The organism is Humibacter ginsenosidimutans, from assembly GCF_007859675.1.
Taxonomy (GTDB): domain Bacteria; phylum Actinomycetota; class Actinomycetes; order Actinomycetales; family Microbacteriaceae; genus Humibacter; species Humibacter ginsenosidimutans.
Map to the genome: position 1 here is coordinate 2,961,702 of NZ_CP042305.1, position 14,496 is coordinate 2,976,197.

Annotated in this window: 14 protein-coding genes; 11 read left to right on the forward strand and 3 right to left on the reverse strand. The window is 66.5% G+C overall.

From position 1 onward, the window contains the following. Window positions 1–52 precede the first annotated feature (52 nt). From FPZ11_RS13660 to FPZ11_RS13680, 5 genes are read left to right on the forward strand one after another with little or no spacing between them, the layout of a single operon-like run. Window positions 53–1,627, forward strand: coding sequence for an ABC transporter substrate-binding protein (locus FPZ11_RS13660; protein ID WP_146321698.1), 1,575 nt, complete (start codon window positions 53–55; stop codon window positions 1,625–1,627). Then, on the forward strand, window positions 1,605–2,693 hold the full coding sequence (locus FPZ11_RS13665) for an ABC transporter permease (protein ID WP_246846266.1): 1,089 nt from the start codon (window positions 1,605–1,607) through the stop codon (window positions 2,691–2,693). Before FPZ11_RS13660 ends, FPZ11_RS13665 begins: the two co-directional genes overlap by 23 nt. Before the next feature lie 32 nt (window positions 2,694–2,725). Then, window positions 2,726–3,682 (forward strand): ABC transporter permease, encoded by a 957-nt coding sequence (locus FPZ11_RS13670; RefSeq protein ID WP_146321699.1) that lies wholly within the window; start codon window positions 2,726–2,728, stop codon window positions 3,680–3,682. Then, window positions 3,679–4,530, forward strand: a complete 852-nt coding sequence (locus FPZ11_RS13675) for an ABC transporter ATP-binding protein (RefSeq protein WP_146321700.1) — start codon at window positions 3,679–3,681, stop codon at window positions 4,528–4,530. Before FPZ11_RS13670 ends, FPZ11_RS13675 begins: the two co-directional genes overlap by 4 nt. After that, window positions 4,520–5,296 (forward strand): ABC transporter ATP-binding protein, encoded by a 777-nt coding sequence (locus FPZ11_RS13680; RefSeq protein ID WP_146321701.1) that lies wholly within the window; start codon window positions 4,520–4,522, stop codon window positions 5,294–5,296. Before FPZ11_RS13675 ends, FPZ11_RS13680 begins: the two co-directional genes overlap by 11 nt. Window positions 5,297–5,301: 5 nt before the next feature. Here FPZ11_RS13680 and FPZ11_RS13685 read toward each other — a convergent pair whose 3' ends face one another. Beyond that, entirely contained in the window at window positions 5,302–6,369 is a 1,068-nt protein-coding gene (locus FPZ11_RS13685) for a carbohydrate kinase family protein (protein WP_146321702.1), read from the reverse strand. Between the two features lie 96 nt (window positions 6,370–6,465). On the opposite strand from FPZ11_RS13685, the gene FPZ11_RS13690 reads away from it, so the two are divergent. Continuing rightward, window positions 6,466–7,218, forward strand: coding sequence for a DeoR/GlpR family DNA-binding transcription regulator (locus FPZ11_RS13690; protein WP_146321703.1), 753 nt, complete (start codon window positions 6,466–6,468; stop codon window positions 7,216–7,218). Between the two features lie 59 nt (window positions 7,219–7,277). Here FPZ11_RS13690 and FPZ11_RS13695 read toward each other — a convergent pair whose 3' ends face one another. Further along, a complete protein-coding gene (locus FPZ11_RS13695; RefSeq protein WP_146321704.1) occupies window positions 7,278–8,627 on the reverse strand; it encodes a family 4 glycosyl hydrolase in 1,350 nt (449 codons plus the stop codon). Window positions 8,628–8,653: 26 nt separating this feature from the next. Then, window positions 8,654–9,391, reverse strand: a complete 738-nt coding sequence (locus FPZ11_RS13700) for a PIG-L deacetylase family protein (RefSeq protein ID WP_146321705.1) — start codon at window positions 9,389–9,391, stop codon at window positions 8,654–8,656. A gap of 219 nt (window positions 9,392–9,610) precedes the next feature. On the opposite strand from FPZ11_RS13700, the gene FPZ11_RS13705 reads away from it, so the two are divergent. The 5 genes from FPZ11_RS13705 to FPZ11_RS13730 all read left to right on the forward strand — a co-directional run bounded on the left by FPZ11_RS13705 (window position 9,611) and on the right by FPZ11_RS13730 (window position 14,473). Continuing rightward, window positions 9,611–10,504, forward strand: a complete 894-nt coding sequence (locus tag FPZ11_RS13705; RefSeq protein WP_146321706.1) for a carbohydrate ABC transporter permease — start codon at window positions 9,611–9,613, stop codon at window positions 10,502–10,504. Further along, window positions 10,491–11,417, forward strand: coding sequence for a carbohydrate ABC transporter permease (locus tag FPZ11_RS13710; protein ID WP_146321707.1), 927 nt, complete (start codon window positions 10,491–10,493; stop codon window positions 11,415–11,417). Before FPZ11_RS13705 ends, FPZ11_RS13710 begins: the two co-directional genes overlap by 14 nt. A gap of 75 nt (window positions 11,418–11,492) precedes the next feature. Beyond that, window positions 11,493–12,839, forward strand: coding sequence for an ABC transporter substrate-binding protein (locus FPZ11_RS13715; RefSeq protein ID WP_146321708.1), 1,347 nt, complete (start codon window positions 11,493–11,495; stop codon window positions 12,837–12,839). A 102-nt stretch (window positions 12,840–12,941) separates the two neighbouring features. Beyond that, window positions 12,942–13,610, forward strand: a complete 669-nt coding sequence (locus tag FPZ11_RS13725; RefSeq protein WP_146321709.1) for a nicotinamide mononucleotide transporter family protein — start codon at window positions 12,942–12,944, stop codon at window positions 13,608–13,610. Then, a complete protein-coding gene (locus tag FPZ11_RS13730) occupies window positions 13,607–14,473 on the forward strand; it encodes an amidohydrolase family protein (protein WP_146321710.1) in 867 nt (288 codons plus the stop codon). Before FPZ11_RS13725 ends, FPZ11_RS13730 begins: the two co-directional genes overlap by 4 nt. Window positions 14,474–14,496 lie beyond the last annotated feature (23 nt).

The following is a 14,496-nucleotide window of genomic DNA, read 5'->3' on the forward strand; positions in this document are numbered from 1 at the left end:
CTACGGTGGAGAAACCCAAGGCCGTGTGCCTGCCCACGAGAGAGAAGTCGACATGATCCGCGCTCGTCGCCGCCTTGCAGCGGCCATCGCCGTCGGCGCCGCCGCCGCCATGATCCTCACCGGTTGCTCGGGCGGAGGAGGAAGCTCAGGGGGCGGGAGCGGCAAGTCCCTCGTCGTCGACAACTCCTTCGACCTGAAGACCTCCGATCCCGGTCGCGCGTTCGAGCTGACGGGCTCGATCGTCGACAAGGCGATCTACGAGACGGTGCTCACGTTCAACGGCAGCGACGTCACCAAGCCGCAGCCCGACATCATGTCGTACGTCGAGTCGAACGACGACAAGACGCTCACGCTCACGATGCACGGCAAGCACTACTTCAGCAACGGCGACCCGGTCACGGTCGATGACGTGGTGTTCTCGCTCAAGCGCGTGCAGGCCATCGCCGGCAACCCGTCGTTCCTGCTCGACGGTGTCACCGTCACGAAGAAGAGCGACACGCAGGTCGTGCTGACCAGTGCGACGCCGAACCCTGCACTGCCGTTCATCCTGCCGAACCCGTCGCTCGGCATCCTCAACTCCAAGGTGCTCAAGCAGCACGGCGGAACAGACACCAAGTCCGACAACGCCGAGGCATTCCTCAACAAGGAATCGCAGGGCTCCGGTCCGTACATGCTGTCGTCGTACAACGTGAACACGAAGGTCGTGTTCAAGCCGAACCCGCACTACGTCGGAACGAAGCCCGCGTACAGCACGGTGGTGCTCGAGAACGTCGCAGGACCGACCCAGAAGATCAACGTGCAGGCCGGCGCGAGCCAGGTGGCCCTCGATCTCAACGCCACGCAGGTGCAGGGTCTCGACGGCGGCAAGACCAAGGTGATCAAGGGCACGTCGCCGTACGTGATGTACCTCTGGTTCAACCAGAACTCCGCCATCGGCGCGGGCGTGACGAACAACCAGGACTTCCTCACCGCCATTCGCAAGAGCATCGACTACTCGAAGATCCTGCAGTTGTCCGGGTCGGGCTCGACGCAGCCAGGCGGCCTCGTGCCCTCCATGTTCAAGGGCTCGATCAAGCCGGACTCCACGAACAGCTACGACCTGTCTGCGGCCAAGGCGGCGCTCGCGAAGAGCGGCTACAACGGCCAGACGGTGAAGTTCTCGTACCCCAACGACATCACCGTCGACGGGCTGCAGTTCGAGACGCTCGCCCAGGCCCTTCAGTCGCAGTGGCAGGAGGCGGGCATCAAGGTGACGCTCGCCCCCGGCCCGGTGGCCACCGTGCTCGACTCGTACCGCAACGGCACCCTGCAGTCCGGAATCATGTACTGGGGCCCGGACTTCCCGGACCCGTCCGACTACCTGGTGTTCAGCCCCGGCCAGAGCCTCGGCCTGCGCGCCGGCTGGAAGGCCGGAGCCGACGCGACGGTGACGGATGCCGCCAACGCCGCCGCGAGCGCATCCGGCGCCGCCCGAGTGCCCGCCTTCGAGTCGTGGCAGAAGGCCATGAACGCGACGGGGCCGTTCGTTCCGCTCGTGCAGCCAGGACAGTACGTGGTGACCGCGAACACGATCACGAGCGTTCCGCTCAACCCCGTGTGGACCGTTGACCTCGCTGCCATCAAGTAGCGAGGTCGAGCAGGCGGTCGGCGTCTCGCGCGCCGGCCGCCGCTCGCATCCGCTGCTGCGTTACCTGGGCATCCGCTTCGGCATCAGTGTTCTGCTGCTCTGGGGTGTCACGGTCATCACGTTCGTGCTGGCCAACCTCGTGCCCGCGAACCCCGCCGCCGCCGCGCTGGGTGAGAAGGCTGCGAGCGACCCGAAGGTCGTTCAGGCGTTCAACGAGGCCCACGGCTTCGACAAGCCGGTCGTGGTGCAGTACTTCATCTATCTCGGCAACCTGTTGCGCGGCAACCTGGGCACCTCCACCCAGACCCACAACCCGGTGACCGAGGACCTCGGTGTCGCGTTCCCCGCGACGATCGAGCTCGCCCTCTTCGTGATCGTCTTCTCGATCATCATCGGCCTGGGCCTCGGCCTCATCGCCGCGCTGCGGCACAACCGGTTCTCCGACCAGATCATCCGCGTCTTCAGCCTCATCGGCATCTCGATCCCGACGTTCTGGCTCGCCGTCGCGTTCTTCTTCGTCTTCTTCTACCTGCTCGGCTGGGCTCCCGGCACGGGCAGGCTCTCCCCGGCGGCGACGGCACCGCCGCACGTCACAGGCATGTACACGGTCGACTCGCTGCTCGCCGGCCAGTGGGACACCTTCGGCGACGCCCTGTCGCACCTGATCCTGCCCGGCGCGGTGCTCACGCTCTACACGGTCGGCCTCCTCGTGCGCTTCACACGCTCCGGAGTGCTCGACGTGCTCTCGCAGGACTACGTGAAGGCGGCCCGCGCCAAGGGGCTGCCGGCGCACACCGTCGTGTTCCGATACATCCTGCGCGGCTCGCTGCTGCCGATCCTCACGATCGTCGGCCTCGCGTTCGGATCGCTCCTGTCGGGCACCGTGCTCACCGAGCAGGTGTTCAACTGGGGCGGCATCGGCCAGTACGCCTACAAGGCGGCCACCACACTCGACCTGCCTGCCATCATGGGCGTCGGCCTCATCGTGGGCGTGGTGTACATCGCCATCAACTTCGTGATCGACGTGGTCTACGGGTTCATCGATCCTCGGGTGAGGGTGCGATGAGCGGAGACGCAGGTGAAGTGAGTGAGGGTGCGATGAGCTCGCAGACGACCGCGACGGGAGACGCCGTGCCCGAGGGCGGGGCGGCGGCGGCATCCGATCGCCGTGAGGGCCTGGGAACGCGAACCCCGCCGTGGAAGCGTCGCCGCAAGCCGCTGCTGCCGCCCGCGTGGCGTCGACCGATGGCGATCGTGGGCGTCGTCATCGTGGTGCTGTGGCTGGTGATCGCGATCTTCGCGCCTCTGATCGCGCCGTACAACCCGCTCGCGCAGAGCTTCACGCCGCTGCAGGGGCCCAGCGGCGCGCACTGGTTCGGCACCGACGTGCTCGGTCGCGACGAGCTCTCCAGGGTGCTCTACGGCTCGCGAGTCTCGCTGCCGCTGTCGCTCATCCTCGTGGTGTGCTCGATGGTCATCGGTTCGCTACTCGGGGCGATCGCCGGGTACTTCGGTCGGATCGTCGACGAGGTCATCATGCGCATCGCCGACCTCGTGTTCGCCTTTCCGACGATCATCCTCGCCATGATCGTGGCGGCATCCCTCGGGCCGAGCCTGCTCAACGCCGTGGTCGCGCTGCTCATCGTGTCGTGGCCGAACTACGCCCGCGTCACACGGTCGCTCGTGCTCGGCGCGCGCCAGCAGGAGTACGTGGTCGCCGGGCGGCTGCTCGGTGCCGGCGTGTTCCGCTCCCTCGGCCGGGACGTCGCCCCCAACGTGATGGCGCCGGTCTTCGTGCTCGCCACGCTCGACTTCGGCAACGCCATCCTGCTGCTCAGCGGGCTGTCGTTCCTGGGGCTGGGCGCGGTGCCGCCCACTCCGGAGTGGGGTGCCATGGTCTCCGACGGCGTGCAGAACTTCAGCGACTGGTGGCTGGCGACCTTCCCGGGCCTCGCCATCTTCTCGGTGGTCGTCGCCTTCAACTTCATCGGCGACGCGCTGCGCGACGCCCTCGATCCGCGCACCGCCGAGGCGGTCTCGGGGGTGTCGGTATGACGGGTCAGACCGGGCTGACGATCCGCGGACTCACGCTGTCGATCCGCAGCAAGCAGGGCGACAAGCGCATTCTGCGCGGCATCGATCTCGACGTGCCGACCGGCACCGTGACGGGCCTCGCCGGCGAGTCGGGCTCCGGCAAGACCATGACGGGGCTCGCGGCCTGCGGCCTGCAGCCGCCAGGGTCGTTGATGGGCGGCACGATCGCGCTGCAGGGAGAGCGGGTCGACGTGCCGAACCTTCTGGCGCTGCGCTCGAAGGCGCTCAACCGGGTGCGCGGTCGTGAGATCGCGATGGTGTTCCAGGACCCGACCGCGAGCCTGCATCCGATGATCTCCATCGGCGGCCAGCTCACCGATCACATGCGTTACCACCTCGACCTCTCGAAGAAGGATGCCCGCGACCGTGCGGTCGAGCTGCTCGAGCGCGTCAAGGTGCCGAACGCCCGCGCAGCGCTCGACCGGTATCCGCACCAGTTCTCCGGCGGCCAGCTGCAGCGCGTGGCGATCGCCTCCGCCATCGCGTGCGACCCCGGCGTGCTCATCGCCGACGAGCCGACCACGGCGCTCGATGTCACGGTGCAGGCCGGCGTGCTGCGCCTGCTGCGCGAGCTGTGCGACGACCTCGGGCTCGCCGTGCTGCTGGTCACGCACGACCTCGGCGTGATGTCGGCGGTGGCCGACACGATCGCCGTGATGCACGATGGCGAGATCGTCGAGCACGGCGACCGCCGCCAGGTCATCCAGGAACCGCGAAGCGACTACACGCGCTCGCTCATCGAGTCGCTTCCGAAGACGCCGCCACCGGGCGCGCGCACCGACGACGAGGAGGCCGCCGATGCCCGCTGAGCTCGTCATCGACGATGTCGCAGTCACGTACAAGCAGCCGGGTCGCACCGAGCTGCGCGCGGTCGACGGCGTGAGCCTCACGCTCGCGCCAGGCGAGGTGCTCGGGTTGGTGGGGGAGTCCGGCTGCGGCAAGTCCACGCTCGCCCGCGCCGTGTGCGGGTTGGAGCCGCTCGCCGGCGGATCCATCCGCTTCGGAGACGAACCCGTCACGCGGCTCGGCATGCGGTCGCGACCTCGCGCGCTGCGGCGCATCCAGATGGTGTTCCAGAATCCGTACGCGTCGCTCAACCCGCGGCGCCGGGTGGGCAGCCAGATCGAAGACGGTCGCCGGGCCGCCGGTGGAACGGCACCGAAGCTGGCGGAGCTTCTGGCAGACGTCGGTCTCGACGAGGATGCCGCGCAGCGCTACCCGCACGAGTTCTCCGGCGGTCAGCGCCAGCGCATCGCCATCGCCAGAGCGCTCGGCGCGATGCCCGACGTGCTCATCGGAGACGAGCCGATCGCGTCGCTCGACGCGTCGCTGCAGGCGCGCGTCGCGACGCTCATGCGCGACGTCGCCGCCAAACGCAACACGTCGCTCCTGTTCATCAGTCACGATCTGTCGATCGTGCGCATGATCGCCGACCGCATCGCCGTGATGAGCGCGGGAAAGGTGGTCGAGCTCGGCACCGCGGAGGAGGTCTGGGCACGGCCGAAGGATGCCTACACCCGCCGCCTGCTCGCCGCCATCCCCGTCGCGGACGGCCTGGGCCGCCTCCCGGGCTAGAGACCTCAGGCGCGGAAGCCGATCGTGGGGATGGCACGTCGCGGCCGGCGCTGCCGGCCCCACGTGCTGTGCAGTTCATCGAGGAAGCCGTAGCGCTCCGCGAATGCCGCATCGTGTTCTCGCGCAGAGTCGCGGTACCACTGCGCGATGCCCTCGAGCGATGGCGCCGAAAACGAACCGCCGATGTCTTCGACGGAAAGCCCCGCCGCAACGGTGGCCAGCACCAGAGACTGCTCGATCGTCAACGACCACACGAGCCCTGCGGCGAGGCCGGCAGCGAAGACGTCTCCCGCTCCGGTGGGATCGACCGGCTCGATGTCGATCCCGCCCACGTCGACGATTCGATGCTCGGCATCGACAGCTTCGCGGTCCACCGCGATCGCGCCGCGCGATCCCCGTGTGACGACGGGGAGAGGGACGCGTTCCGCCAGGGCCAGCGCCGCGTCTTCGAGACGGGTCGTTCCCGTCCAGGCGAGGGCTTCCGGGCCGTTGACGATGAACACGTCGGCCAGGGAAAGATCGCCGAGCCGATCCAGATCCCACTCCCCGTCGGGCTGCCATCCGGAGGTGACCACGACGCGCGCACCGTTGGCCTTGGCCGCGGCGAGCCAAGCCGTGTTCTGGTCGCCGCCTATCGACGCGAAGGCGACGGCAGCGCGAGGGACCGCATCGATGCTGATGCCCGGGTGCTCGTGCAGGTGGCCGTGCGACACCATCGTGCGGTCGCTGTCGTACGCGAGCGAGATGGTGAGGGGCGTGTGCTTGCCTGTCATGCGCACGGAGCGGCTGAGGTCGATCCCCTCGCCGAGCTCGAGGCTTTCGCGACAGAAGTCACCGTACGCATCGTCGCCGAACGCCGTCGCCAGGGACGTGTTGAGTCCGAGTCGGCTGAGCGCGACCGCGATGTTGGCGATGCCGCCAGGGCACGTGCCCATGCTGCGCGCCCACGATTCGGTGCCCAGGACCGGGGCATGGTCGAGCCCCGCCAAGACGATGTCGATGAAGACAGGTCCGACCACGAACGCATCGAATTCGGGCAGGGTCCGAGCGGGTTCCTGCTCGGAGGGAGTCATCCCGTCAGTGTGCACTCTCGATCACTCTCCTTCAAGATGGGGCAGACTCGAGCAGATACCGGTGGGACGAGGCCGTCTCGCCTGTAGCCTTACGACATGCTTCCGGCTCGGCGGCGCGACGAGATCGCCTCGATGGTCACCCGTCGCGGGTCGGTGCCGCTCGCCGAGATCGCCGCGGAGATCGGGGTGAGCGAGGCGACGGCGCGGCGTGACGTCGACCAGCTCGCCGCCGAGGGCCGAATCGCCAGGGTGTACGGCGGCGCTTTGGCGTTGGGCACTGTCGAGGAACCGTTCGCCTTCTCCGATTCGACGGATCGTCCGCAGAAGACGAAGATCGCTCGAGCCGCAGCCGATCTGGTCTCCGACGGCGATGTCGTGATCCTCGACATCGGCTCGACGGTGCTCGAACTCGCTCGGCTGCTCTCCGGCCGCGCGATCACGGTCATCACCAGCAATCTGGCGGCCTATGAAGTGCTGCGCGACGCCGCGCCGACGGAACTGGTGCTGATCGGAGGCTCGGTTCGGCGCAACTATCTGTCGACAGTCGGCTTCCTCGCAGAGAACGCGATGGCACAACTGCACGCCGACACGGTGTTCCTCGGCACGAGCGGGATCGCGGTGACGGGCGTCGTACGCGACACGACACCTGTCGAGGTGGCGGTCAAGAAGCAGATGATCGCCTCCAGCGACAAGGTGGTGCTGCTCGCGGCCGAGCGCAAGTTTCCGGGAACCGGCATGAGCGTCATCTGCGAGGCATCCGACGTCGACGTCGTCGTGACGTCGAAGGTCACGGACCCGGCCTATCTGGTTCCCTTCGAGCGCAAGGGCGTCCGCGTCATCACCGTGTGATGACGGGAGGCGCCGCGCCCTGCCGGTGACTCGCGACTCCCGAACGAGGCGCATCTCGCTCAGCGGCCGTCGAACACGTGGGCGAACTCCGGGATCTGCTCCTCGTAGGCGGCCAGCAGGCGTTCCGCCACACGCAAGGAGTCCACGAGCGGATGCCCCGCGAAGGCAGCGAAGGCGGCTTCCCGATCGCCCGTCATCGCTGCCTGGATGGCGAGCCGTTCCACCGACTTCACCTGCTGCAGAAGCCCCAGCTGGTGCTGGGTGGGGGCCGCGGTGCTCAGAGGCGCGATCCCTGCGCCGTCGACCACCGCCGTCACCTCGACGACGGCGTCTGCCGGCAGACCAGAGATGGTCGTGCCGTTGGCCACATTGAGGATCATGGTGGCGCCCGATCCGCGTCTCATGGCACGCACGAGGTCGAGAGCGACGCCGGCGTATCCTTCGGCGAAGACGGAGTCGTCGTCGCCGGACTGTTCGCGCAAGGTCCCGTCCCGAGCATCGGCCATGTACGTCGCGTTGCGTTGCCGCACGGCGTCCAACCACAGGCGGGAGCCTTCTTCGGGATGCTTCTTCAGCGCCTCGAACAGCCTGCCTTGACTCTCGATGAGTGACTCGCCCCTGGTCGGCGCGTCGTCGCGGATGCCGTCGCGCGCCTCACGCGCGTCGTAGTAGTAGTGCAGATACTCGTTCGGCACTGCGCCGAGCGCCCGAATCCAGCGGGCGCCGAACACTTTCGACTCCTCCAACTCCGACAGTCGTGCGTCGTCGGCGATGAGGCCGGGGAGCAGATCTTCGCCCGTCGCAGATCGATAGGCACGAAGCCAGCCGAGGTGGTTCAGTCCGATGTAGTCGGGCCGATGCGTCGCCGGATCGACGCCGAGTGCCTCGGCGACACGCCTGACCAGAGAAGACGGCGTGTCGCAGACACCGACGACGCGGTCGCCCAGCACAGAGCGCATGGCCTCGGTGATGATTCCGGCAGGGTTGGTGAAATTCACGACAAGGGCTCGCGGGGCGAATTCCGCGATGCGACGCGCATATTCGACCATGACAGGCACGGTGCGGATCGCGTACGCGATTCCGCCCGCTCCGGTGGTCTCCTGTCCGATCAGGCCCAACGACGAGGCGATCCGCTCGTCCGCGGCGCGGTGTGCCAGGCCACCGACGCGCACCGCGGTGAGCACGACGTCCGCACCGCGCAGTGCTGTCGGCAGATCTGTCGTCGTGGTGACGCGCGGCAGGAGATGCCCGGTCGAATACCCGGCGAGCACGGCGCCGATCGCCCGCAGCCTGTCTTCATCGGTGTCGAAGAGCACCAGCTCGTCAGCGAGCGGCTCATCGTCGCGAAGCAGCTCGTGGTAGATGTACGGCGTGCGGAAGCCGCCCCCGCCGATGAGTGTGATGCGCATGGTGGAAATCCCCTTCAGGAACAGAGTCAGAGGGACACGCGGAGGAACAGCTCTGCCAGCGCTCCATCGGGCAAGCCGAAGGAGACGGCATCCCGTCGCATGCGCTCGCTCAGCGCGTTCTCGGCCTCGTCGGACCGGGGGAACTGGCTGTTGTGCGCGAGCACCGCGGCGTATTTGTCCGCGACGACGTCACTCACGTCCTCTGCGTGGTTCGGATGCGGTGGGTCTTGGATCCAGAGCTCGTCGATATCCCACTCGCGCAGGCTCTCCTGCGACAGATCGGGGAAGGCGTGCGGGTTCCCGGCCGCCGGATAGACGGCGCGCACGGTTGCCTCGCCCACCGCGAGATGATCGGGATGATATTGCGACGGGCGGTCCCAGCGACGCTCGGGGCTGAGCGTCATCACCACGTGCGGGCGAACTTGTCTGATCACGCGCACGATGTCCTTCACAAGCTCGGTGCACGCTTGCACGTCGCCATCGCGGTAGCCGTCGAGGAATCGCACGTCGTGCACCCCGGTGATGTCGGCAGCGGCACGCTGCTCGGCACGCCGGGCGGTCATGACGTCACCGCGGGGCGCGCCGTCGAACTGACCGGCATCGCCCGAGGTGACGATCAGGTACGCGATCTCGTCGCCCGCCACCGCCCAGCGCCGCAGCGTTCCTCCGGCGTTGACGTCGATGTCGTCCGGGTGGGCCGCGACCACCAGAACGCGGCGAGGTTCTTGCGCCACCGTGGTCTCCTTCTCGCCGCCAGCACTCATGGCGACGACGTTAGCAAACTCAATCAATCTTGGACAAGATCGATCAGAATTGTTTCGACCTATGACTGTCCGAGTGGTGATTTCGCCGCGAGAACGGCAGGATTGCGGACATCAAGGCGTGAAAGCGCTTCGATCTGATCTATTGCAGAATCAATCAAGTGTGTGCAGTATTGGTCGCGCATCACCTGATCGGCAGTAGCCGTCTGACCGGGAGTGAGCATGACTGCTGCACTGGCACCCCACACGAAGCGCCGTGGCTCATCTGCCGTGCTCGGATACGCGCTCTTGGCGCCGAGCTTGTTCGGCGTCGTGGTCTTTCTCCTCGTACCGATCGTCGTCGTCGTCTGGCTGAGCTTTCAGCAATGGGATCTGATCGGCCCGGCGAGGTTCGCGGGTCTGAAGAACTGGGCCGCGGTCTTCACCGATCCGTCCTTCGCTCAGTCTCTGCTCGTCACCGTGGTGTTCTCGGTGCTCGTCGTCGTGCTGCAGCTCGTTCTGGGCATCCTCGTCGCCGTGCTTCTCACGCAGCGGCTGCCCGGCTCCGGCGTCTTCCGGGTGATCTTCGTCATTCCGTGGGTGTGCGCACCGCTCGCTCTCGGCGTGGTGTGGAACGCCATCTTCCAGCCGACGGGCGGTGCGCTCAATACGATCCTCGGCACCCACACCTCGTGGCTGACCTCGCCGGTGCTCGCACTGCTCTGCGTCGTCACGGTGTCGGTCTGGTCGCAGGTCGGCTACGTGTCGTTGTTCTTCATGGCGGGGCTCGCGGTCATTCCGGACGCCGTCGTCGAGGCCGCTCGCGTGGACGGAGCCGGCGCCGCGCGCATCTTCTTCACCATCAAGCTCCCGCTGCTGCGACCGACCATGTTCTTCGTGCTCGTCACGTCGATCATCGGGGCGATGCAGGCGTTCGACACCATCTATTCGCTCACGCAGGGCGGACCGATGAACGCGACGAACGTGCTGGCGTATCGCATCTACCAGAAGGCTTTCACGGCGTTCGATCTCGGTCAGGCCGCGGTGACGGCCCTTGTGCTCTTCGTCATCCTGGTCGTCGTCACTCTCGCCCAACAGCTCTACTTCCGCAGGAGGATCACCTATGACCTCAGCTGAAGTCGCCGCCACTCGGCGTTCGCGTCCCGGCGATTCGCACGGGCCGGATGCCGAGCCGCGCCGACCGGCATCCGCATCCCGAACCCCACGGGTTCTGGTCGCACTCGGCAGCTACGCGATCCTTGTCGTCGGAGCGCTGACCACGCTCGGGCCCTTCTTCCTCAGCGTGATGACATCGCTGAAGACGCCGCAGCAATTGGCCACGCAGTCGCCGTTGGCACTTCCGAGTCCGGTGACCGGATCGAACTATGCGGCGCTCTTCTCCCCGGACAGCATCGTCGACTTCGGTCACGCCGTCCTCGTCACCGTCGCCTACGTGGCGGTCGTTCTGGTCGGCCAGCTGGTGTTCTCGATCCTGGCCGCGTATGCGTTCGCGCGGTTGGAGTTCCCCGGCCGCGACCTGCTGTTCTGGCTCTATGTCGCCACCCTCATGGTGCCGACGGTGGTCACCGTGGTTCCGCTCTATCTGATGATGACGGATGCGGGTCTGCGGAACACGTTCTGGGGCATCGTGCTGCCGTACCTCTTCGGATCGCCGTACGCGATATTCCTGCTGCGCGAGTATTTCCGCGGCATACCTCAGGAACTCGTCGACGCCGCCCGCATCGACGGTGCGGGCACATGGCGCATCCTCGTTCGAATCATCGTGCCGCTCTCTCGCCCGATCATCGTCACTCTCGGCATGATCACGATCGTCAGTCACTGGAACAACTTCATGTGGCCGCTCATCGTCACCAGCGGCAACACCTGGAGCGTCGTCACCGTCGCGACCGCGAGCATGCAGAGCCAGTACAACGGCAATTGGACCCTGGTCATGGCGGCGACCACCTTCGCGATGGCGCCGCTGATCGTCATGTTCCTCGTCTTCAATCGCAAGATCGTCGAGTCGATCTCGATCACCGGATTCCGCTGATGCGGCATATCACCCCACTGTCGGTCCCGCCAAGAGACAACAGTTCCCATCAATGACAAGAAGAGGTTGAACAGCATGAAACGCTCACGTACCGTGCTCGCCGCGGCCGTCGCATCCGTGGCATTGGCCGCATTGGCCGGATGCTCGTCGGGGACGCCGTCATCCGGAGACAGCGGCGGCAAAGTCACTGTGTCATTCCGCACCTGGGACACGAACGCCGCTGCCGCCTACAAGACGTCGTTCGCGGAGTTCCACAAGAAGAATCCCGACATCACCGTGAAGGTCGATGTCGTTCCCTGGGCGAACTACTTCACCAAGTTGCGCACCGACATCGCGGGTGGAAGCGCGGACGACATCTTCTGGATCAACGGCTCCTCGTACAACAGCTACGCATCCAATGGTGATCTCATCGACATCAACAAGATGTACGGGAGCGACTTCTCCACGGTGAAGAAGACCTGGGTGTCCGGCGTCGTCGACCAGTTCACCCAGGACGGCAGTCTGTGGGGCGTTCCGCAGACCTCCGACGGTGGAATCGCGCTCTACTACAACGAGGACCTTCTCAAGGCAGCGGGGCTCAGCGAGAGCGACATCTCGAAGCTCACGTGGAGCCCAGACGGCGGCGGCGACACCCTGCTCTCGGTCGCGAAGAAGCTGACCAAGGATTCCTCGGGCAAGACGGCCGACCAGGCCGGGTTCAACGGCAGCAGCCTCGCTCAGTACGGCTACGGAGCCTCGCAGGACCTCCAGGCGCAGTTCCTGCCCTTCGTGGGTTCCAACGGCGGCACGTACCAGACGAAGGACGGCAAGTTCACCTTCACCAACCCGAAGACAGTGGAGGCCGTGCAGTACATCGTCGACCTGATCAACAAGTACCACGTGGCGCCGAGCGCCGCCGACACGAACACCAACGGCAACTTCACACTCGATGCATTCACGCAAGGCAAGGAGGCGCTCTTCCAGTCCGGCCTCTACAACCTCGCGAACGTGCAGAGTGCCGTCAAGTTCCACTGGGGCGTCGTGATGCAGCCAGCGGGTCCGGCCGGCGCGGTCAGCGTCAGCAACGGCATCGCGGCGGTCGGCAACGCCAAGTCGAGCCACTTGGCCGCCACCGAGAAGGTGTTGAAGTGGATCGCCACGAAGGAAGGCAATTCCCCCATCGGCGCTTCCGGCGCCAACCTTCCCGCGGTGACCGCGGCACAGCAGGTCTACTTCGACTACTGGAAGGGCAAGGACGTCGACGTCTCGCCGTTCTTCGACGTCATCAAGGAGAACCCGACCATCCCGGCACCCATCGGAGCCAACTACAACGCCGCCTCCACGGCGGCCGGACCGTTCATCAACTCCGTCTTCCTCGGCCAGGTTCCCGTGGCACAAGGGCTCAAGTCGGCCAACACCGCCGCCAACGCTGTGGTGGGCTGAGGCACACCACGCTGAGACGCCCGAGAGCACCCTTTTCAGGGGCGCTCTCGGGCGTTCTTGTGCTGCAGTATGCGGGGAGCATCCGCGACAATGTTCCTTCGTATGCATGCGAACACTTCCGACTGGCTCGGCGCCTTCGACTGGCTGAACACGCAGTTCAGCCTGTTCGGGCTGCCCGTCTACTGGTCCGACTTCATCGGCAACGTGCTGGCGCTCGCCACGGTGGTGCTGGCGCTCAAGCGCTGGGTCGTCGCGTGGCCGGTGCAGATCCTGGGCTCGGTCTTCCTGCTCATCGCGAGCCTCAACGTGCACTTGCTCGGCAACGCAGGCAGACAGGTGATCATCATCGTCGTGGCCGGCTGGGGCTGGGCCATGTGGGGGCGCAACAAGCACGATCAGGGCGAGGTGCAGGTGCGCTGGGCGTCGTGGCGCATGCGCGCCGTGCTGATCGCGGGGATGCTCGTGGGCACCGCCCTCGTCACGTTGCTGCTCAAGGCGACGAACCTCTCGTTCTATCCGGGGGCGCCGTGGTGGCTGGTGGCCTGCGACGCCTGGATCTTCGTCGGCACGCTGATCGCGATGGTCGCCCAGGGCAGACGCTGGGTCGAGTTCTGGTTCGTCTGGATCGCCGTCGATGTGGTCGGTGTTCCGCTTGCCGTGCATTCCGGGCTGTATTTCTCGGGAATCGTCTACGGCATCTTCTTCGTGCTGGTGCTGATCGGCATCCGGGACTGGGTGAAACGCAGCAGAACCGTGGAGGCGATGAGTTGACCTTTCCCGTGATCGACGCGCACCAGCACGTGTGGGACCCGCGGCGCGCATCCTACGACTGGCTGGGACCGGAATCCGCACCCATCGACGGGCCGATGGCACTCGACGAGCTGCTGCCCGAGTTGCGGACCGCCGGGGTCGATTACACGATCCAAGTGCAGGCGGCAGACAACCCCGAGGACACCCGGGTGATGCGCGACTCGGCGGCGGAGCATCCTCAGGTCGTCGGCATCGTCGGGTTCGCGCCCCTCGACGACGCGGAGGGCACGGCGGCGACCCTGGATGCCTGGTCTTCCGACTCGCTCATGGTGGGCGTTCGCAACCTCATCCACGACAACCCCGACCCCGACTGGCTGCTGCGCCCGGAAGTGGACGAGGCGCTCGCCGTGCTCGAACAGCGCGACGTGCCGTTCGACCTGGTGGCCGTGCTGCCGCGTCACCTGGAACTGGTGCCGATCATCTCCGAGCGGCATCCGGGCTTGCGCATGGTCATCGACCATCTCGCGAAGCCGCCGATCGGGCTCGACGCGACTCAGCCGTGGGATCGGCTGATGGCGGTTGCGGCGGAGAATCCGCGCGTGTACGCGAAGGTGAGCGGGCTCTACTCGGCCACGCACGACCCCGCAGCGTGGACCACCGAGCAGATTCGGCCGTTCGTCGACCGTGCGCTCGAGCTGTTCGGCGTGCAGCGGCTGATGTACGGCGGCGACTGGCCGATCTCCGTGCTCGCCGGCGGCTACACGCGTGTGTGGAACGGGCTCATCCCGTTGTTCGGCGCGCTCGACGACACCGACAGGGAGTGGATGCTCGGCCGCACCGCCGCGCACTTCTATCGCATCGACCCGGCGCGCATCGGGAGTTGATCGATCGGGGTGTCGGCCCCGCA